Source organism: Weissella ceti (assembly GCF_018394055.1).
Classification (GTDB): domain Bacteria; phylum Bacillota; class Bacilli; order Lactobacillales; family Lactobacillaceae; genus Weissella; species Weissella ceti.
Genome location: NZ_CP074441.1, coordinates 551,147 through 572,381, shown reverse-complemented (window position 1 = coordinate 572,381; position 21,235 = coordinate 551,147). Strand labels below are relative to the sequence as shown.

Annotated in this window: 20 protein-coding genes; 2 read left to right on the top strand and 18 right to left on the bottom strand. The window is 40.0% G+C overall.

The genetic code is table 11. The features are described from left to right. From KHQ31_RS02895 to mutM, 3 genes are read right to left on the bottom strand one after another with little or no spacing between them, the layout of a single operon-like run. A complete protein-coding gene (locus tag KHQ31_RS02895) occupies positions 1-1,320 on the bottom strand; it encodes a DnaD domain protein (RefSeq protein WP_213409491.1) in 1,320 nt (439 codons plus the stop codon). A gap of 20 nt (positions 1,321-1,340) precedes the next feature. After that, positions 1,341-1,934: a dephospho-CoA kinase gene (gene coaE, locus KHQ31_RS02890; RefSeq protein WP_213409490.1), complete on the bottom strand. Its 594-nt coding sequence runs from the start codon at positions 1,932-1,934 to the stop codon at positions 1,341-1,343. Then, on the bottom strand, positions 1,934-2,770 hold the full coding sequence (gene mutM / locus KHQ31_RS02885) for a bifunctional DNA-formamidopyrimidine glycosylase/DNA-(apurinic or apyrimidinic site) lyase (RefSeq protein WP_213409489.1): 837 nt from the start codon (positions 2,768-2,770) through the stop codon (positions 1,934-1,936). Before mutM ends, coaE begins: the two co-directional genes overlap by 1 nt. A 377-nt stretch (positions 2,771-3,147) precedes the next feature. Between mutM and KHQ31_RS02880 the strand changes: the two genes are divergently transcribed. Together KHQ31_RS02880 and KHQ31_RS02875 are read left to right on the top strand one after the other, a co-directional pair. Further along, entirely contained in the window at positions 3,148-3,558 is a 411-nt protein-coding gene (locus tag KHQ31_RS02880; RefSeq protein WP_213409488.1) for a hypothetical protein, read from the top strand. Between the two features lie 76 nt (positions 3,559-3,634). Then, complete coding sequence (locus KHQ31_RS02875) at positions 3,635-3,961, top strand: hypothetical protein (RefSeq protein WP_213409487.1); 327 nt, start codon at positions 3,635-3,637, stop codon at positions 3,959-3,961. Positions 3,962-4,101: 140 nt separating this feature from the next. Here the strand turns inward: KHQ31_RS02875 and KHQ31_RS02870 are convergent, their stop codons facing one another. The 15 genes from KHQ31_RS02870 to coaD form a co-directional block, all read right to left on the bottom strand. Continuing rightward, positions 4,102-4,308, bottom strand: coding sequence for a CsbD family protein (locus tag KHQ31_RS02870; protein WP_213409486.1), 207 nt, complete (start codon positions 4,306-4,308; stop codon positions 4,102-4,104). 201 nt (positions 4,309-4,509) lie between these two features. Continuing rightward, a complete protein-coding gene (gene polA, locus KHQ31_RS02865; protein WP_213409701.1) occupies positions 4,510-7,194 on the bottom strand; it encodes a DNA polymerase I in 2,685 nt (894 codons plus the stop codon). Between the two features lie 96 nt (positions 7,195-7,290). Next, positions 7,291-8,001: a Bax inhibitor-1/YccA family protein gene (locus KHQ31_RS02860; RefSeq protein WP_213409485.1), complete on the bottom strand. Its 711-nt coding sequence runs from the start codon at positions 7,999-8,001 to the stop codon at positions 7,291-7,293. 73 nt (positions 8,002-8,074) lie between these two features. Then, complete coding sequence (gene murC / locus KHQ31_RS02855) at positions 8,075-9,415, bottom strand: UDP-N-acetylmuramate--L-alanine ligase (protein ID WP_213409484.1); 1,341 nt, start codon at positions 9,413-9,415, stop codon at positions 8,075-8,077. Positions 9,416-9,548: 133 nt separating this feature from the next. Continuing rightward, a complete protein-coding gene (locus KHQ31_RS02850; RefSeq protein ID WP_213409483.1) occupies positions 9,549-10,097 on the bottom strand; it encodes a hypothetical protein in 549 nt (182 codons plus the stop codon). 19 nt (positions 10,098-10,116) lie between these two features. Then, entirely contained in the window at positions 10,117-10,758 is a 642-nt protein-coding gene (gene ytpR, locus KHQ31_RS02845) for a YtpR family tRNA-binding protein (RefSeq protein ID WP_213409482.1), read from the bottom strand. A 20-nt stretch (positions 10,759-10,778) separates the two neighbouring features. Further along, positions 10,779-11,408 carry a uridine kinase gene (gene udk / locus KHQ31_RS02840; protein WP_213409481.1) on the bottom strand — a complete coding sequence of 210 codons (630 nt, stop codon included), beginning with the start codon at positions 11,406-11,408 and terminating at the stop codon, positions 10,779-10,781. A 69-nt stretch (positions 11,409-11,477) separates the two neighbouring features. Then, the gene (locus tag KHQ31_RS02835) at positions 11,478-12,839 is read right to left on the bottom strand and encodes a sensor histidine kinase (protein ID WP_213409480.1); all 1,362 of its coding nucleotides are present in this window, start codon (positions 12,837-12,839) and stop codon (positions 11,478-11,480) included. Positions 12,840-12,848: 9 nt separating this feature from the next. After that, positions 12,849-13,559, bottom strand: a complete 711-nt coding sequence (locus KHQ31_RS02830; protein ID WP_213409479.1) for a response regulator transcription factor — start codon at positions 13,557-13,559, stop codon at positions 12,849-12,851. A gap of 95 nt (positions 13,560-13,654) precedes the next feature. Further along, a complete protein-coding gene (locus KHQ31_RS02825) occupies positions 13,655-14,878 on the bottom strand; it encodes an MFS transporter (RefSeq protein ID WP_213409478.1) in 1,224 nt (407 codons plus the stop codon). A gap of 202 nt (positions 14,879-15,080) precedes the next feature. Next, positions 15,081-16,214 (bottom strand): RNA polymerase sigma factor RpoD, encoded by a 1,134-nt coding sequence (gene rpoD, locus KHQ31_RS02820; RefSeq protein ID WP_213409477.1) that lies wholly within the window; start codon positions 16,212-16,214, stop codon positions 15,081-15,083. Between the two features lie 10 nt (positions 16,215-16,224). Continuing rightward, on the bottom strand, positions 16,225-18,090 hold the full coding sequence (gene dnaG / locus KHQ31_RS02815) for a DNA primase (RefSeq protein ID WP_213409476.1): 1,866 nt from the start codon (positions 18,088-18,090) through the stop codon (positions 16,225-16,227). A gap of 117 nt (positions 18,091-18,207) precedes the next feature. Beyond that, positions 18,208-19,545, bottom strand: coding sequence for an MFS transporter (locus tag KHQ31_RS02810; RefSeq protein WP_213409475.1), 1,338 nt, complete (start codon positions 19,543-19,545; stop codon positions 18,208-18,210). A 158-nt stretch (positions 19,546-19,703) separates the two neighbouring features. Continuing rightward, positions 19,704-20,756, bottom strand: coding sequence for a SepM family pheromone-processing serine protease (locus KHQ31_RS02805; protein WP_264336038.1), 1,053 nt, complete (start codon positions 20,754-20,756; stop codon positions 19,704-19,706). A gap of 3 nt (positions 20,757-20,759) precedes the next feature. Further along, positions 20,760-21,233, bottom strand: coding sequence for a pantetheine-phosphate adenylyltransferase (gene coaD, locus KHQ31_RS02800; protein ID WP_213409474.1), 474 nt, complete (start codon positions 21,231-21,233; stop codon positions 20,760-20,762). Positions 21,234-21,235 lie beyond the last annotated feature (2 nt).

Genomic DNA, 21,235 nt, shown 5'->3' with positions numbered 1-21,235 from the left:
TTACTCCTTTTTCTCGTTTTGGAATTCAGCCATTAACTTAGCTGCTGCTTCTTTATCAGCTGATGAAACTTTCGCAACAGTTTGTTTTGACCAATCGGGGCGTTTTTCTTGTACATGACGACGAGTTGGTTGCTTATAGTAAGTTTTAGGCTGTTGCATCTGCTCACGTTGCTTTGTTGAGCGAGCTTTTAGATATTCGAAGGCTGCTGGTGCAGTCTTAATCTGTGCTTGTGCCCAATCATTAACAATTGCTTGCATATAGTTGCGATTAATCGTTGTTTTCTTTTGAGTAACAGTCAATTCATACAACAACACATTAATCACTTCGTTAGGAAGTGTATTCAATTGCGCAATGTCATTTAATAATTTAACTTCGGCATCTGTAATGAATCCGTTATTATGCTTACGCAATGCTTGTAAGAAACTAATGGGACTAGCCGTTCGGACTTGTTGCATTAACGCTTCGGCTGCATTTTTCGGTTGCACGCTAGGTTCTGTCGTTACTTCTGTGTCAGGTGTATTGAGTTGAACTGATGACAAAGGTTTCTTCTGTCCCGTTGTGACACCCTTTTGTAGTGTCTTACGCAATGCGGTAATGTCGATTGTATGATCAACCGTTAAATGTTGTTGAATCAATCGGACTAGTTCAGTGTCTGACAAACCGTATAGCTTCTTTTCAATCAGGAGTTCATTTTCTTTGGCCTTTAATTCAGTCATTGGCACAGCAAAAGATGCCAACATTTGGCTCATCAATTTAAGATCAAGTTGGTTGCTAGTAGATACTTTTGTCACTGTTGGCGTGACTTGATGATTCATTGGTGCTTGTTGTAGCGGTGTAAAAGCATTATCTCCGATAATATCGAAAAATGAACGCGAAACGTTTTTACCAGATGGGACTACATCTTGGCTTTGTACCATCGTAACTAATTGTTGCACGGTCGTTTCACCAACATAATGGGTTAACAAGCTTGTCAATAAACGATCTGATAAAAATTGTGGCATTGTCATGGGTGATTGTAAAACATATGTCCACTGTGTATCGTTTGATAAGTCTTGTTGGTAGGTTTTTAATAACCCCAACCCTTCTAATTGTTGGCGACTTGATTCAAAAGTTTTTAGACCTAAATTGGTCATATTCATCAATTGGGTGTGGTTCAATAAACCGGCTTGCTTTGGCATTGTTTGCCAGTACATATATAAGACAAATGCATCGTGACCAATAATTGGTAGATATACTTGGCTTAAAGCCGTGATTTGTTCGGTAGTTAAGTCAGCTGAGTGCTGTAAATGATAACGTTGATGTAAAGCAAAAGCAGCCATACTGACCTCCTCAGATTTCTTTATGCATGTGTAATTTGTTCTAGTACTTGTTGCACTTGGTTATAGGTCTCATCAATTGATCCATCATTGTCAATGACAAAGTCTGCAAGTTTCACTTTCTCAGCGATGGGCATTTGTGAATCAATGCGCTTTTGCGCATCTTCTGGTGATAAATTATTACGCGCCATTAGGCGCTTTAGTTGATGGTCTGCATTGGTTGTCACGACCATAATACCGTCAAATGTGACCGGACTTGGGGATTCTAACAACAGAGGCAAATCGTACACAATAAACGTGTTGCCAGCTAAAGCTAATTCTTCAGCGATTTCATTAATACGTTCAAAAATACGAGGATGCGTAATTTTGTTTAGTTTGTCTAAGGCTTTTAGATTACCAAAGACGATTTTACCCAATTGTGGTCGTGATAATTTTCCGTCAATAAAAATGTTATCGCCAAAAGTTTCACGCAAATCGGTTAAGACGCGTTGATCCGTATTCAGGACGTCGTGTGATACGGCATCTGCATCAATAACTGGAATGTTTTGTTGACGTAAATAATCACTAACGGTAGACTTTCCAGTCGCGATTCCACCCGTTAATCCTAGCTTATACATTATGACTCCTTTTGTATCTGACAAACGGGACAGAATGTTGTTCCGCGTTGTGCAACTTTTATCTTTACCAAGGGTGTCCCACAGCGCAGACAAGGTTCGCCATTACGGCCATATACTTCAAGTTCATTTTGGAATTCACCAGCTTCACCAAAGGCATCAGTAAAACTATGTACGGTTGTTCCGTGATGGGCAATTGAACGTGCCATTTCATTAATAATGTTTAGGCGTAACTCTGCCAGTTCTGTGGGCGTAACATCGTTGGTTTTTGTCAGTGGATGAATCATTGTTTGCCATAAAACTTCATCGGCATAAATGTTGCCAATCCCAGCGATTTTACTTTGGTCTAATAAGAAAGGCTTAATGGCTGTCTTTGATTTACCGAAAATTTGGGTCATATATTCAAGACTCAAATCCTCTACTGTTGGTTCAGGCCCAATCTTAGCTAATCCAGCAACCGTCATGACGGCCTCATTTGGCACTAAAGTCATACGCCCAAATTTACGGGTATCACGATAGAACAAATCAACGCCGTCATCTAATTTGAAAGTCACTAAGTCATGCTTACCAGGTTCAGTTCCCGCAGGCATCGTGTAGTATGAACCTTCCATACGTAAATGCGATACCATGGTTTGTTTACCAGAAAGACGGAACAATAAATACTTACCGCGGCGCTCAACAACTTCAATAACACGACCTGCTATCTCAGCATCGAATTCTTCTGGGCTCATATTTGAAATCGTTTTATCCCAGCGCACCTCGACGGATTCAATTGTCTTTCCTTGGACTAAACGATTCAATCCCTTACGGACAGTTTCGACTTCGGGTAGTTCAGGCATGTGTTTCTCCTCTCTGAGCGATAACGTCTATCCATTGGTCATTCCCTTTGACTTTATATGGATACGTTTTGATTGCAATTTATGTGCAAAACTTAGATTTTAATAGTTCTCATTATATCATAAAGCCCTGTCCTATCCCATATAGACACCGACGTGATTATAAACTGAACAATATCCTAAATGCTATTTCGTATGCTCCTATGTTTGAAACATGTCTTCTGCTTTCAATGTTATTTTAAAGTTTTCATGTAAAAGTTAAAATAACAACACTTTATGCTCTATAATAGACAAATGCGTGCTAATTTAGACACGACGCCCTTCCCTACTTAATGACATACATAGATATTAAGAGTTACAAACATATTAGGAGTTTACATATGAATAAGGACCAAATTAGCGGCTTAATTTTTTCAGTCGTTATTTTATTGGTAATGTACTTTGCCATCGGTAGTGAGCCAAATGCGCCAAAAGATGTTAATCATCTAGCTGATAGACAAGTTCACGCATTAAATCATTGGTTTAAAGAATTTCACCCGCATATTGATGACGAAGAATATGCTGCGGCCATTGTGGAATTTGAACAACACAATCGTGTGCTTAATGTTGTCATCGCTCGTTCAAAACTAGACAAACATCATCTCACTGAAGAAGACATCGCTAAATATGCCTTTGCAATTATTCGAGAATACCCTGGTGACTTATCAGTATTTGAGAATGTGGATGCAAAAAAGCACATTAAAAAAGATCTCAGAGTTAATAATCCACGGATGTATACAACTTTAAATTAAGGATATAAATGATCACTTTTAGGTTGATTTTCCGGTATAATAAAGTTTCATAAAAAATATGTTTAGGAGATTTGTTATGGGACCTGAGATGAAATATGGTCGTCAATCTTTTTTTGACGGTGGTCTGTTTGCGTTGATTGGGTGGTCACTTCTTGGTGGCATTTTGACGATTTGTTCATTTGGATTATTGTACCCTTGGGCACTTTGTTTAGTATATGGTTGGAAAATTAATCATACGGTTATTGACGGACATCGTATGCGCTTTAATGGCTCAGCGATTGGTTTATTTGTAAATTGGATAAAGTGGCTACTATTGATAATTATTACCCTAGGTATTTATGGATTCTGGGTAAGCATTAAGTTAGAAGACTGGAAAGCAAAGAATACAACTTTTATTAACTAGCCCTACTAACATGATTCATATAACTTCTGCAAAGACAAAAAAACACGTAACCTCTTGGCTACGTGTTTTTTTATCCCAATCTTCGCGAACTTCATTTATAGGGGGCAATGAATCGTTGTGAGTGGGATAAGTTTTATAGACTACTTATCAAACTTTTCTTTAACGTCTTCTACAACGTCGGCAGCCTTGTCCTTCAAATCAGAAGCAGCATTCTTAGCTTTTCCCAATAGTCCTTCAGCCTTACCTTCAACTTCGGTTTTAGTATCTCCAGTAACTGCACCTGAAACTTCCTTCACCTTACCAGTTGCTTGATCCTTTAGTCCATCCATCTTTTCGTCTAAAGCCATAATACTATCCTCCTTGCGTTGTATGTTGTGTTAATACCGTATATGTTACTTGGTATACATATATTGTAACGCTTATAAAAAGAAAGTTCAAATAAAATGCCAATAATTCTGACATATTATATATAAAAACAGGATAAAAAGAACAAATAAAACCAGAAAACGTTACCAAAAGTAACTGCTTCCTGGTTTTATTTACTTATATTATTTGGCATCATACCAGTTTGATCCTTCATGAGAAGAAACTTTTAACGGCACATTTAATGCCATCGCAGAATCCATCACTTCTGGAATCAAAGTATGCATACGCGCTACTTCATTGCGCGGCACTTCAAAGATCAATTCGTCATGTACTTGGAGTAGCATCTTTGATTCAAGTCCTTCATCATCTAATGCTTTCTGTACATTCAACATCGCAATCTTAATAATATCCGCCGCAGAACCTTGAATTGGAGAGTTCATCGCCGTACGCTCCGCAAAGCTACGGACATTGAAATTCTTAGCCTTGATATCTGGCAAGTAACGACGACGATGCGCCAACGTTTCAACATAACCATTTTCTTGCGCAAAAGTGATAATCTCATCCATCCAGCGCTTGATACCTGGGTATTGTTCGAAGTACTTTTCGATCATATCTTTGGCTTCAGCGCGTGATACATTGATGTTCTTAGCAAGTCCAAAGTCGGAAATACCATAGACAATCCCAAAGTTAACGGCTTTTGCCTTACGACGCATATCAGAATCAACTTCTTGGTCAGGTGTTAAGCCGAAGACACGACGTGCTGTATCTGCGTGAATGTCTTCCCCACTCTTAAATGCGGCTTGCATGTTTTCATCACCAGTAATATCAGCTAACACACGCAGTTCAATTTGAGAATAGTCAAATGTCATAATGACCCAGTCTTCGTGACTAGCAGTAAATGCTTGACGAATACGGCGGCCTTCTTCAACGCGTACGGGAATATTTTGTAGATTTGGATCATTTGAGGCTAGACGACCAGTTTGTGTTAGGGCTTGTTCATAGTGTGTGTGTACTTTTGAATCAGAACCATGAATCACACGTAGTAGTCCATCAACGTATGTTGACTTAATCTTTGCAATTTGGCGGTAGGCCAAAATTGATTCCACAATCGGTACATCACCCATTTGTTCTAATACTTCAACACTTGTTGAGTAACCAGTTTTTGTTTTCTTAATTGGCGTATAACCCATTTCTTCAAACAAGATCACACCTAATTGCTTAGGTGATTGAATGTTAAATTCGTGACCAGCTTGCGCGTAAATGGTTTGTTCTAATTCAGCTAAACGCTCAATCATCTTACTTCCCATTTCGTACAATAGGTTACTATCAACGGTAATACCAGCCATTTCCATCTTAGCCAAAACGGTTGTTAGTGGTAATTCCATTTCTTCGTACAGACCAAATTGTTCACGTGACTTTAAGTCTTCCGCCAACTTTTCAGGCACAAAACCAAGTACATGTCCCTTTTGTGCTAAGTGCGCAAAGAACACATCGTCATCCAAAGGAATTTCGAACTTGGCCCCGGTCCCGTAAACATCGGCATCGGGTTGTAGACCGTAGTAATCATGTTGTTGCGCTAAAATGCCCAAATCTGTTGAATTGTCGTTAGTGTCAGTCAAATAAGTCATCAATTGTAGATCATATTGGATACCAGCGATTGGTAGTGACAAGCGTTCCAATGTAATCATCGTTGACTTCGCATTGAAGACATTCTTCTTAATAGATTCGTCTGCCAATAATGCTTTTGCTTCAGGTGACTCCATCAACATGTTCACATCACGGGTTACAACATACCCTTCATCATCATTTCCAATCACAATCCCAACTGGTGCGGCAGTGTGATAATTAGCATCATCCAATTCCACAAAAACACTAATTGTTTTCGTGAACTTCGTCAACAAATCTAAGTTCGCTGTTGTTAGTTCGGTGTATGCAATGTCTTGTTGTGTAGGTGTTTCCCCTTCGGTTTGACTACCCACGTGTCCTTGACTTGCTAACTTAGCCAAGTTTGACTTGAAATCTAGTTGTTCGTAGAACGGTACGATATTCACGTAGTCTGGTCCACGATAAGCAAGATCTTCCAATGCATATTCAACGGGTGCGTTTGTACGAATGGTTGCTAAGTCACGGGACAAACGGGCATCTGCTTCCCCAGCAATAAGCTTTTCTTTTTGCTTTGATGGCTTCAATTCATCAATACGTTCATACATTTCTGGAATCGTATTAAATTGCTTCATCAACTTAACCGCCGTCTTTGGTCCAATTCCAGCGATTCCTGGGTAATTGTCAGATGTATCCCCTTGCAGCCCCTTTAGTTCAATAATTTGTTCGGGTACAAGCCCATCAAACTTTTCAGCAACTAAAGCAGGGTCATACTTTTCAATTTCAGAAATCCCCTTCTTAGTCACCCGAACCGTTGTGTTATCTGTGACTAATTGAGTTAAGTCTTTGTCTCCAGTTACGATGGTTACTTGATAACCAGCTGCTTCTCCCATACGCGCCGTTGTTCCAATAATGTCGTCGGCTTCATAATTAGCTAATTCGTAACTCTTGATTCCGTGTAGCTCAACCATTTCACGTAAGTATGGAAATTGTTCCACTAATTCTGAAGGTGTTGAGTTACGAGTTCCCTTATATGATTCTAACTTTTCTGTACGGAAAGTTGTCTTACCGACGTCCCATGCAACTAGCGCTAGATCAGGTTGGAAAGGATCTACAATACCATCTAGTAAATTATTGAATCCTACCAATGCGTTTGTGTGCAATCCAGTGTGACTTACAAAACGTTCGACTTGATTAATCAATGCAAAGTACGCACGAAATGCAAGTGAGTTTCCGTCGATTAATAGTAAAGTTGGTTTAGCCATCATACACTCTTTCTTGATGTAATCATCATTTTATTCGTTATATCCATCATAACAGAAAACCCACGTCTTTTAACGTAAAGACGTGGGTTTCATTGACTAATCGCGACTTGAGAATAGACGGATTAGGTAAATAAATAGGTTGATGAAGTCCATGTACAATGACAAAGCTCCAGATACTGCCAACCCTTGTGTTGTACGTGCATCAGTTTGCCCGAATTCGTAGTACATTTCCTTCAACATGTTCATGTCGTAGGCTGTGTACAAAGCGAATACAACAACACCGATTACAGATACAACTAGGTACATTGTTTGGTTAAACCAGAACAAGTTGATGATGTTCGCCACAATCAAAGCAATTACCGCTCCGAACAAGATGCTTCCCATTGAAGCCATTGACTTCTTTGTTAGGAATCCATAAGCAGCCATTCCAACGAACAAGAAAACAGTTGTTAGGAAAGCGTAAATGATTGATGTCATATCAACAGTCAAACCAATTACAGCGAATGTTGCCCCGTTCAAAACGGCGAATCCCATCAACATACCAAAGGCTGCTCCAGGATTTGTCATAACCTTTCGGCTAAACAAGAAAACAAATCCAATCATGATAGCTAGCATAATCAATGATGATGCTGTGCTAGTAAAGATGGCCGCAATTTGCACTGGAAATACTGTGACACCAATGTATGCAGTCACGAATGTAACCAACAGAGCCAATCCCATGTAAGTGTATACCTTACGGAAGAAGGCATTTAATCCAGCGCTGTCTTGGTTCACAACACGTGGATTTTCGTAATTATAATTATCCATATACTACTCCTCATTTCTATTCAATTCTTATTATATATATTAGCAAATGAAACTTAAACCTAGCGGAAATGCATTATTGTAGGTTATTTTGTGTATTTGCCAATAGCTTTTCAAAAGCGAATTCAGTGTTTTGCAAATCACCGGCCCCCATAAAGACGAAGACACCATCTTCATGATCCAACAATGGTGACACATTTTCAGGTGAAACAATGCCACGGAACTTGCTAATCTTATCCCCTAGATCCTTTGATTGAATATCTCCACGTTCTTCACGTGCTGACGCAAAGATTTCAGTCAGATAAACATCGTCTGACAAGTCCAGTGTTTCAGCAAATTCACTTTGATACGCAATCGTACGGCTAAATGTGTGTGGTTGGAAAACAGACACGATATTACGATTTGGGTACTTTTGACGTGCTGCGTCAATTGTTGCCTTAATTTCTGATGGGTGATGTGCGTAATCATCGATGACGGTCACGGGGCCAATTTGCTTTTCTGTAAAGCGGCGCTTAACACCCTTAAAAGACGCTAATTCTTCCTTAACCAAGTCGGCATCCATCTTTTCGAAGTAGCTGACCGCCACAACGGCTAATGAGTTCAAGACTCCGTGTTGACCAAACAATGGTACTTCGAAGTTACCCAAGAATTCATCGTGGTAGTAAGCATCAAATGATGAACCTGTTGTTGAACGACGAATGTTTGTTGCGTAGAAGTCATCCTTTTCAGGGTTTGTTCCGTAGAAGTACATTGGTGTTTCAATTGCTAGTTCGCGCAAATGTGGATCATCACCCCAAGCAAAGATAGCCTTCTTTACATGGTTTCCGTAATCTGTGAACGCTGAACGAACATCGTCAATGCCTGAAAAGTAGTCAGGGTGATCAAAGTCAATGTTGGTCATGATTCCGTAGTCTGGACGGTAGTCTTCAAAGTGACGACGATATTCGTCGGCTTCAAAGACAAAGAAACGTGCATCTGGCACACCTCGTCCACTACCATCACCAATAAGGTATGATGTTGGTGCGATTCCAGACATCACGTGGGCTAATAGCCCAGTTGTAGATGTTTTACCATGGGCTCCTGCAACACCGATTGATGTAAATTGTTCAATCAAAGATTGCACAACTTCTGGGTATGTCATTAGTGTAATAGCATCACCCATTGCTAGTGCTGCCGCAACTTCCACGTGATTATCATCAAACGCGTTTCCACGAATAACGGTCATACCTGCATGTAGATTAGCTGGATCAAATGATTTAATCTCAATACCAGCGTCTTCCAATGGCTTTTGGGTAAATGTGTATTCATCGATATCTGAACCAGATACTTGATATCCTTGGTCATGCAGAATACGTGCAAGTGAGCTCATACCAGAACCCTTGATTCCAATAAAATAATACATTGTCTCTTTGTTCATATCTTCTCTCCACTGTCATAATTCGTGATACTTGTACTTCTATCTTACCAAAAAAAACGCCATATTATTAGTCTTTCGCCGACATTTCATGGATCGCAAGATACAAAAAAAGACTAGTTGCCTAGTCTTTTCATTATTTACCAAAGTAACCTGTTTGTTCTGCCGAGAACTCCTCGTTAAAAATTGAATCAAGGTTCAACCCTAGTCCAGTCATTGGCTTAGTCTTTGGTGCTTCTTCTTCAACCTTCTTTTCAGCTACCTTAGGCTTAGGCTTTGGCTCAGGCATGCTTGTTGAAACGGCCTTCACTTCAGTTGATGCCTTTGGTGTCATCACAATCGGTGTAACAACTTCTGCCGGTTGAACAATGGGTGTTGGTTCAGGTTCAACCACAGTAGGCGCCATTTCTGGTTCTTCTTGTGGGTCTTCAACTGATTCTAACTCGCGCTCTTCAAGTGGCGCGTTTAATTCAACAATTGGCTTAGGCTTTAATTGTGTTGGTACTGGCTTTGGTGTCAATACTTCAACCATCACTGGCTCACGGTCAACGGTTACAGGTTCCAAGACGTCTTCTTCATCGGCGAATACTAAGTATTCACGTTTTGCCTTCATAATTTCTGCAACTTGTCGATCGTAATTTCCCATTAGTCGCTGAAAGTAGACAATTGGTCGTTGTTCAGCCATACGCTTTCTCCCTATCTGTTTAGTCAAAAATCGCTTGGGCTTCATCTGATGTACGATCAAATGGTGTCCCGATTGGCGCAAAGTTATCTGGCAAGATCATTGCACCTGGTTGTTGTGGTGCATTTGGCAATCCAAGTTCTCGTCCTGAAACGATCATCCCATTGGAAGCTTCCCCACGAAGTGCACCAGGCCAAATGATCAAACCTGATGGCATCATCGCACCAACTTTCGCCACAACAACTGTGATACCAGCTTTCATGTTTGGTGAACCGGAAACGATTTGTACGTGTTCGTCGTCCCCAACCAATGTATCTGTAATTTGTAGATGATCTGAGTCTGGATGTGGCTTTACGCTATCAACGTATCCAACCACAAATTTTGGATCAGTATCAGCGACGACTTCATCAGAAAAATCACTCGCCTTCATCACATTATTAATCGCTGCCACTTGCATTTCTGACAAGTTCACTTGTCCGGCACCTGTTAGGCCATCGATGTGGTCAGTTGCATTTAAGATATTGAATCCAACCACTTGGTTTTGGGCGTCCATCAAACGAACAACATCTCCGCGTTGTTCTGCAGTTACAGTCCCTTCAGCTTGTGCTGTCAAAAGCATCAAGACATTTCCCATACCAACTTGGTTATAAGTTGCAATCAACATATAGGTCTCCTTGTATTTGTTTACTTATCTTCTAGAATAGCACGAATTTGCGCTTCAATCATCCCGATTCCAACAATATTTTCACCACCATCAGGCAAAATAATATCGGCATAGCGCTTTGTTGGTTCAACGAATTGATGATACATAGGCTTAACCGTTTCTAGGTATTGGTTAACCACCGATTCAGTTGAGCGACCACGTTCAACGAAATCACGTTGCATACGACGGATAAAGCGAATGTCATCATCGGTGTCAACGTAAATTTTAATGTCTAGTAGGTCACGTACTTCTGGTTCAACGAATAACAACACCCCTTCAACGATAATCACGTCAGTTGGTTCGATTGTGACTGTTTCTTCCGCACGGTTGTAATCCTTGTAGTCATAAGTTGGTTGTTCAACTGACTTACCATCTAACAATTGCTTCAAATGTTCAGACAGCAATGCTGTGTCAAATGAGTCCGGGTGATCGTAATTAACAGCCTTACGTTCGTCCATTGTCATGTTTGTTTGGTCATTGTAGTAAGCATCTTGTGGAATCATTGTGACTGATTCACCAGCAAGCTTTTCAAAAATGTTCTTACTTACTGTTGTTTTTCCTGATCCTGAACCACCAGTAACTCCAATTAATACGGGACGCTTCTTTTCCATGATATCTGCCTCTTTTATTGTTTTAATTATTTCTAAATATTGCTTTTATTAAAGAATGATTGTTCATTCTTATTTAATTAACTTAGGTAAAGTAACTGTAATTGTTGTACCTACGCCAACTTGACTCGTAAGTTCAATGTTTCCAAAACGGTTTTCAACAATTTCTGAAACGATTGATAATCCTAATCCAGTTCCGGGAATTTTCTGATTTCGTGACTCATCGACGCGATAGAAACGCTCCCAGATACGCGCTTGTTGCTCACTAGAAATACCAATGCCTGAATCTTCAACGATTAATGTCATGCCTTCTGTGTTTTGAGATGCACGAATGTGAACTTCACCATTGGGGCGATTGTACTTCATTGCATTCACCACTAAGTTTAGCAAGATACGACGTAAATCTTGTTCATCTTGCCAAACCTGGATATCCTCTGTTACCTCGTTGTAGCAGGTTACCTCATATTTATCTGCTAACTTAATTTGCTGATTCAAAATCTCATCGACTAATGATTTTAAATGAATTGATTGCCCAGCAACGGCTGTTTTAGGTACTCGAGACAAGGTCAAGATATCTTCGGTTAGGCTGATTAAACGATCAACTTCCCCTTGCATGATCTCTAAGAACTGTGTTGCCGTTTCAGGATTATCTTTGGCTCCTGCTAATAAAGTTTCGGTAAATCCAGACAAAGCGGTTAATGGTGTACGCAATTCATGAGAAGCATTAACTAAGAAATCTGCCTGCATATCCTGAATTTGCGTGAGTTGTGTTACATCATACAACAACACCAGAATATTTTGCTCGCGTGGATTAGCCTGAAAATGAATCACAGAAATATCAATCAAATATGGATCAACTGAAATACGCTCGCGGCCATCAGTCTGTTGGGTAAAAGCTTGATTCACTAACGTTACCAGCTTATGTGTTTTGAAGACATTATCGAATGGTTGGCCTACAACACGTCGGTCAAGTTGTAGTAAGTCAAAAGCTAAAGGATTGATTTCAACAATTTGCCGTTGTGCATTAATCCGTAATACCCCTAAGGGCATATTATTTACTAACGCAGCTAACTTTTGTGATTGTTGGTGCAATAGTGCTAAGCGTTGCTGATTACTTTGTTGCACAGCATTAACCGCGGTTGCTAGTGGCGCAAATTCTTCATCTGGTCGTAGTAATACTTGCCCCATTGAAGTACTATTTGTTTGCATCGCTTGCAACTTTTGGATAAATATCTCTAAATGACGGGCTCGTTGATGTCGTAACCAGGTCGTCCAAAGGACGAATACTAAACTCAAAATACCAGTTGAAAATATGACATAACCCCAGTCAAAATTAAAATCCACTTTGACGATGCTGTATAAATAACTCATGGCTAAGCTTAAAAGCGTAAACACAATGAAAGTTACACTAAAATGATAGACTAATTTCTTCATAATTTGGCCCTACTTCGACGCGTTTGGTAAATCAAAACGATAACCAATCCCACGCACCGTACGTAGGTACTGTGGTTGTTTTGGATTGTCTTCGATTTTATCGCGTAAATGGGACATATGCATATCAACCATTCGTGTGTCAGACCCAGCATCGCTGTATCCCCAGACACCATGTAAGATTGTTTCCCGTTCTAAAACACGACCAACATTGCTGGTCAAGTATACTAACAACTCATACTCTTTTGGGGTAAGTTTTACTAATTGACCATGTTTCGTGACAGACATGTGATCATAGTTAATCGTCAATGAATCAAAGGCTTGCATATTAGATGCTTGTTTCGTGTTTTCTTTGCCAGCTTCAAAGCGACGCATAATCGCTTTAATACGGGCCAATAATTCACGAGGACTAAATGGTTTAGTAATGTAGTCATCAGCGCCCATTTCAAGACCCACGATTTTATCCACTTCAGCATCTAAGGCCGTTAATAGAATTACTGGAACCGTTAATTTTTCAGCCCGAATTTCACGTAATAGCTCAATCCCACTTTTGTATGGCAACATCACATCTAACAAGACCAAATCAATCGCTTCTGATTGAATCGTTGTGAGAATATTTTGCCCATCGTTAGCGGAAATAACCGTATATCCTGCTTGTTCTAGATTGTAGGTCGTCAGCGTTACCAGTGCTGGCTCATCATCAACGACTAATACTTTTGTCATGGCACGTCTCCTACATATTTCTCTTAATTTTATTTTACCATGAAAAAGCTGTGACATACGAAAAAAACCACTCAAATGAGTGGTTTTTAGACGTTTTAACTTAGGCCTAGTTTAACTTCGCGATGATGACAATAAATGCGAATGATAGCAAATCCAGCCAATAACATAATTCCAATAATTAATAGAATCCAAGATCCAACGGCACTGATTGCATAACCAAATGAAATCGTAATGACGGGAACAAATAAGTCAGTGGCAAAGAATGAAATTCCAAAGACACGCCCTAAGTACTCAGGTGCACTATCTTCTTGTCGAACGGTATTAATCTTAATCACAAATGATGCACGCATTAGTCCATTTACGATAATCACAATGACTAATGCCCACAAAGTATTCACAAACGCTGCCAATACGAATACTACACCTAATGCATAAAAATCCCAGTAAAGTGTTCGTATTTTATTCCAGGCCGGCTTTTGAGCCAAGACTAAGCCCGCAACAATTCCAGAAACAGCTGCAACTGTCAATGCACTTGAATAGTCCGTGGCTGAGCCACCATAGACACGCTGAATCAAAAATGGCATTGCGATGATGAATCCTTCAAAACAGAAGTTCCCCCATACCGTTAGCAACATTGATTCAAACAATTTTGGCTTACGTGCGACATAACGATAACCATCAATTAAGCTTTCAATAAATGGTTCGGGTTCTTTATCTTCTTTTTCTTCCGGAACGGATTTAATCATCATATTGACTAAGGCAGTCAACACAACCATTAAACCATACAAAATCATGAAACTTTGTAGGTTAATCCAATTTAGATGCAATAAGAATCCACCCACCAGTGGACCCACGGCTTGACCAGCTGAAAAGGCTGCACTGACGAAAGCATTGAAACGCGGAATTGAACGACTTTTGATAACATCAGGTAATACAGCACGTCCGGCTGGATATGCATAAGAGATATCAACGTTCATAATAAACGTTAGTGCAAACAAGATAAATAGTTGTGGTGAATCGGGATTTAAGAACATTGATAAAATCAACAATCCTATTCCGCCGAACAGATCGGCCACCACCAATACTTTCTTACGATCAAAGCGATCTAATACGGCCCCAACATACATGTCGTTGGCCAAATAAACAATAAATCCAAATGCCGTCAGCCATCCAAGCAAACGCGCATCACCGTATGTAGATACGATGAACCAATTTAAACCAAATCGGTATACCCCTTCTCCAAAAACTGAGAAGAAATTTGAGATAAGTACCGGCCAACTAAAGTCGGCCAATTTATCTTGTCTTTCTTGTGTATTCATACAACATCCTCCATTCCCATATATTTACATTTTCAATGTTATCCTACTACTCGTTTCACAAACATTATTAGGCGATATACACAAGATTTTGCCACAATAATGTTACTTAAAATAGTTGCATATAATAAAAAAGGACCAGCGAAATGCTGGTTCTTTTCATTATCTATTATTCTAACTTACTTAACGTAAAAAATCACGTGGCTTAGTCTAAGAAATCACGCAATTGCTTTGAACGAGATGGGTGGCGTAGCTTTCGCAAGGCCTTTGCTTCAATTTGACGAATACGTTCACGTGTTACGCCGAATTCCTTACCCACTTCTTCAAGTGTACGTGTACGTCCATCATCAAGACCGAAACGCAAACGCAAAACTTGTTCTTCACGCGGTGTCAATGTGTCCAAAACTGATTCCAATTGGACCTTCAACATTTCGTATGCAGCTGAATCAGCTGGTGAAATGGCTTCATTGTCTTCAATGAAGTCTCCCAAGTGTGAATCATCCTCTTCACCGATTGGTGTTTCCAATGAAACAGGTTCTTGAGCAATCTTCAAGATGTCGCGAACCTTTTCAGTTGGGATATCCATTTCCGCACCGATTTCTTCAGGTGTTGGTTCACGTCCAAGGTCTTGTAGCAAGTTACGTTGGATACGAATCAACTTGTTGATTGTTTCAACCATGTGCACAGGAATACGAATTGTACGAGCTTGGTCAGCAATTGCACGAGTAATCGCTTGACGGATCCACCATGTGGCATATGTTGAGAACTTGAACCCCTTACGGTAGTCAAACTTTTCAACGGCCTTCATCAATCCCATGTTACCTTCTTGAATCAAGTCCAAGAATTGCATTCCACGACCAACATAACGCTTGGCAATTGAGACAACCAAACGCAAGTTAGCTTCGGCCAATTCTTGCTTGGCAAGTTCATCACCTTCTTCGATACGTTCAGCCAAGTGCACTTCTTGTTCACCAGTCAAAAGTGACACACGTCCGATTTCCTTCAAGTACATACGAACTGGGTCATTAATCTTCATTCCAGTTGGTGCATCAGCCGCTTGTTTCAATTCCTTAGCAGACAAAGCAGTCTTACGATTCTTCAATGCACGTTCTGTAGGTTCTCCATTTTCATCAACGATTGAGATACCTGAAGATTCGATTTCAGCATACACTTCTTCAACTTGTGTTTCATCAAGCTTCAAAGGGTTCAACAAAGTTGTTTCCAATAGATCTTCACGAATTTCTTTGTCTTTTTTGAATTCTTTAATAATCTTCTTAACAGCCTTGTCTAAGTCTGCCTTTGAGAAGTTACTTACATTTTGTGCTTTTTCTTCAGTCATGAAAGATCTCCTATTGTTTCTTTGCTAACTGTTGCTCACGTAACGCATTAACAAGTTCGACACTCAATTGAGCTTCTAGTGTTGTATCGTGCCTTGCGCGGGCATCAGCTAATTGTTGTTTAATAGTTGTAATACGTTGAGCCATTGGCTCATCCATCATAATTACTTGCATATATGCCGTAACCTGATCCGTATCTTGGAATAAGTCGTCTGGAATTGCACTAAACGTCGCAAGAATTTGGTTTAATTCTGGTTTTTGGACAAAATCCATTAATGCTTGCGGATCAATAGCCCCTTGTGTGTGCCCTTCGGCACGGAATGCCGAAGTTAATTGATACAAGGTTTCATATGATACATCCGCAAAACTAAAGTCAGGATGTTGTGTTACCATCAACCAAACATCTGGATCACGTAACATCCAAGCTAATAACATACGTTCAGCTTTTTGCGTTCGTGTTTCTTGACGATGTTCGGTTAAGCGTTGCCAATTAGAATCAACTGGCTCACCAAATTCCACTGGCTCTTCTGGAGGTTCGATAAACTCTCCACGATCCACGACATTACGCAATTGCATGGGACGCATTTGCCCATTTAAGGCATCTAAGCTGATGTTAAATTCTTCAGATAGCTTATGCAGATACATATCTTGCATCACTTTAGAATCTAACTTTGCTAGAACACCTAATACATCATTCACATAGCCAACAACTTCGTTTTGATTATTCAAATTACGATCTTGGCGTAGGAAACGCATATTGAATGAAATGGGGTCTTCCGTATGACGGGTCATTAAATCCAAAAATGCATTTGCATCATGAGCACGTAAATACTCATCTGGATCTTGATTGTCTGGAATATGTGCCACGCTTGCTTGCATACGACTATTGTGACTTAACAAGTCTAAGGCACGTTTTGTGGCTTTTTGACCGGCAGCGTCTGCGTCATATGCAATTGTAATGTCAGTGGCGATGCGATCAAGACGTTGGACTTGATCAACCGTTAATGACGTTCCCATTGAGGCAACCCCATTACGTACACCAGCCTGAAACGCTGCAATAACGTCCATGAATCCTTCAAACAAGATAACGTGCTTTGATTGCTTAATATCATTTTGCGCTAAATCTAGATTGAAAAGTTCACGAGACTTATTAAACAATAGACTTTCTGGACTATTGATGTACTTTGGTTGTTGATCATCGGCACTTAGACGACGACCTGAAAATGCAATCGGATGTCCTGCTTGATCACGAATGGTGAATAAGACACGATCATTGAAACGATCATGTAATGATCCATCATCCCATTCAACGAACAATTCAGATGCTCGTAGTAATTGATAATCAACACCTTTACCTTGGAAATATTCCAACAACACATCATTCTTAGGGGCATACCCCAGCATGAATGCATCAATCGTTTGATCATCAAGACCACGTTGTTGTAGATAGGTTAATGCATCTACTCCACCGGCAGTATTGATTAATAAGTGATGATATAACTTATTCGCATCATCATATAATTCACGTAGTGCCTTAATTTGTGGATCTACAGACTCTGACTTTGTGTCTGATAAATAAGACGCGTCCAGTGTCACATCCGCCAAAGGAGCAACCTTTGCAACGGCTTGTGGGAAAGAGAGATTCTCTAGTTCCATTAAGAAACTAAAAGCATTTCCCCCACGGCCACATGAGAAACAATGAAAAATTTGTTTTTCTTCATTCACCGAAAATGACGGTGTACGTTCTTCATGCCAAGGACAATTACCAAACAGGTTACGTCCTTGTTTTTTTAATTGAACATATGGAGAAATCACATCAACAATATTAACGCGTTCCCGAATCTCTGTAACTACGGCTTCTGGAATTCGTGTGGCCATTGACATTTCCTCCTTTGCTCTTTTCAGTCCCTACTATTATACGCTTAAAGATGTATTTTGAAAAGAGTTGAAAAAAAGACCAATGTTTAAACATTGGTCTTTCTAACGTTGATTTAATTAAGCTAGATTGCGACGTGCAACTAAGAATAGCAACCATGAGACAACAATCATAACCGCTAGGAACACGACTCCTTGTTGTGCCCCAATCACTACACCATTAACAGCGTCGTTTTGTGTGGCACTACCCAAAATTTGAGCAACAATCGCAGTCGCGCTGGCACCCATAAATTGTAGACCTGTATTTACGATACTGTTTCCGTCACCCTTCAATTCTTCGGGTAGACTTCCAAGTGTAACAGCCATCAAGTTACTGTATGACAATCCCGTTCCAATCATCATGAAACATTGCGCAGCCATCAAAGTCCAAAAGTTCAGACTTTGGAAAGCAAGCGCCATAAAGACTGTTCCGACAGTAGCAATTGTTAATCCAATTGTAATTGGCCACTTTGGTCCGAATAAATCCAACAAGCGTCCAGAAACCGGCGCCAAAATTGTTCCAATAACGGCTGCTGGGAACATGAATAGTCCAGCTTCAGTTGATGTAGCTCCCATACCCATTTGTAGGTAATTTGGTAACACGAATGACAATCCCAAGAATAATGCTTGGTACACCAATAGTGAATACATCAACATATCAAATTGGCTAAACTTGAAGATTGTTAGGTTTAACAACATACGCTTCTTGTTAGCAAAGTAGAAACCAATCAAAGCGACAAAACTTAGTAGCAACCACTTCAATGACATTTGTTCAACAGACAACAATAACATTGAAAGCCCTGCTGCCAATGTTAAAAAGGCAACGGTGTTGAACTTCTCATCCCACTTAACATCTTCTGCAGGAATACTCTTTAACCCAATAAATAGTGATACCATCACGATGATAATCAAGAACCAGAAAATACTACGCCATCCTAGTGAACTAAGTAAAATACCACCATACGTAGGTCCAATAGCAGGCGCAATGGCAGTTGTCATTGTTCCGATTCCCATCATGACTCCACGCTTTTCAAGTGGTGCTTTCGTTAAAATAATGTGGAACATCAATGGAATGGCGATACCTGTTCCAATCCCTTGCAAAACACGCCCTGACAACAACATCATCATGTTTGGTGAAAAAGCGTTCATTGTCAAACCAATCAAGAACATCATTTCCGCAACTAAGAACAAGTTACGAATAGAAAAGTTACGGATTAGGTAAGCGGAAATTGGCACAACGATGGCAATGGCTAGCAAGTAACCCGTTGTCACCCATTGAATCCCACTTGCATCAGTATTAAATTCTTGCATCAAATGCGGGAACGTCACGTTCATCGCTGTTTCGATTAGAACACCACCAAAACTCATCAAGCCGGCAGCAATTACGGCACCTAGAACGTGCCAATCTTTTTTATTCATATTATAAGTTTCCTTCGCTTGTTTTCGCTATTTCTCACAAAAAAAGACGCTACCCCGAAAACCGGTGTAGTGTCTCGCCTCTTTCTTCGGCATGTATAAGACATGCTATCTGTACGAACTAACCATTCTAGCCTATCAAAATACAAAAACCGTGTCAACTATTTGCGTAAATAAGAAATTGCTTCAGCTAAGGTTTTAACCGGCACAACCGTTAGATCTGGTGCATATTCTTTAGCGGTTGCTTTTGCTACTTCATAGTTTGTTTGCGTATTTCCGGTTTCTTCACGATAAGCTTTTGTAGATGCAACATATGGCGCCAAGAAAATTGTTGCGCCAGCGTCACGAGCAGCAATGATTTTCTTATCTATACCACCGATTTCACCGACATTTCCATCATTATCAATCGTTCCAGTGCCCGCAATTTTACGGCCACGTGCCAGATCTTGGTCTGTTAACGCATCCGTCATTTCAAGCGTTAGCATCAAGCCACCTGATGGACCACCAATTGACCCCATGTCTGCATCAATGTCTGGGCTCCCTTCAATTGATGCATCTTCAGCTAACGCAATTCCAATCCCTGAAACAGCTTGCTTTTCACCAATACCAATTGTTTTGCGTGTGGCCGTTTGTTCCTCACCAGCATGTTCAAAGGTTAGCCTAATGTTCTCACCAACTTTTTTCGATTGAATATACTTTTGAAAATCAACCGTATTAGTAAATTTTTTACCATCAACGGCAGTAATCGTATCACCTAATGATAAGACATCAGAAAAGTTTGAATTTGCTTGAATATTCAAGACATAGATACCTTGAAACACACGCTTGTACGGAATCTTGGCTTCATGATAAGCATTCACTTTAGCTTGATTAATTGATGCACTCATATATAGTGCATTTAATGCTTGATCTTGTTGCATCGTTGCCCCACCTAACACATCATCTTCAGACAACAGTGTTTTATGTGGTGACATCATTGCAGATGCAACGCCCCAAATATTAACACGTTTAATGCCAACTGACGTAATCATATATTCACCGTTCAAATCCGGTTTTTTATCCGAGATTTCAACGTTATCTGATAAGTCTTTGGCTGATCCAGGCTGTTCAACATACACTGGTAACGGTAAAAGAATACTAATGATGATAATAACCAGCGAAGCTAGCATTAGCTTTAGCCCATGGATTTCAAAATAATTAATTATTTTACGCATCCGTTAACTCATCTTCTCTTTCAAGGCTGTCGCAATGTGTGCGGGTAAGAATTTATCAACAGAGCCTCCTGCTTTAGCAACTTCTTTAATCACACTACTAGCAAGCATTTGATTTTCTGGTCGTGCCATGAAAAATACCGTTTCAATTTCAGTCAATAAATGATTCATCTCACTAATGTTACGTTCATATAAAAAGTCTTGTTCATTTCGAATACCACGGACAAGGAATTCTGCATCAATCTTTTTGGCGAATTCGGCCGTTAATCCTTGCATCAGTTCAATACGCACATTCGTTAGATGATTAGTTGCTGAAGCAATTAGGTCAACTTTTTCACTGTCAGTAAACATTGCTGTCTTTGCTGAATTAATACCAATCCCAATGACAACTTCATCAAACATATGTGACGCACGCGTCACAATATCTAAATGGCCATTTGTAAATGGATCAAAACTTCCTGGAAAAAGTGCGCGTTTCATAT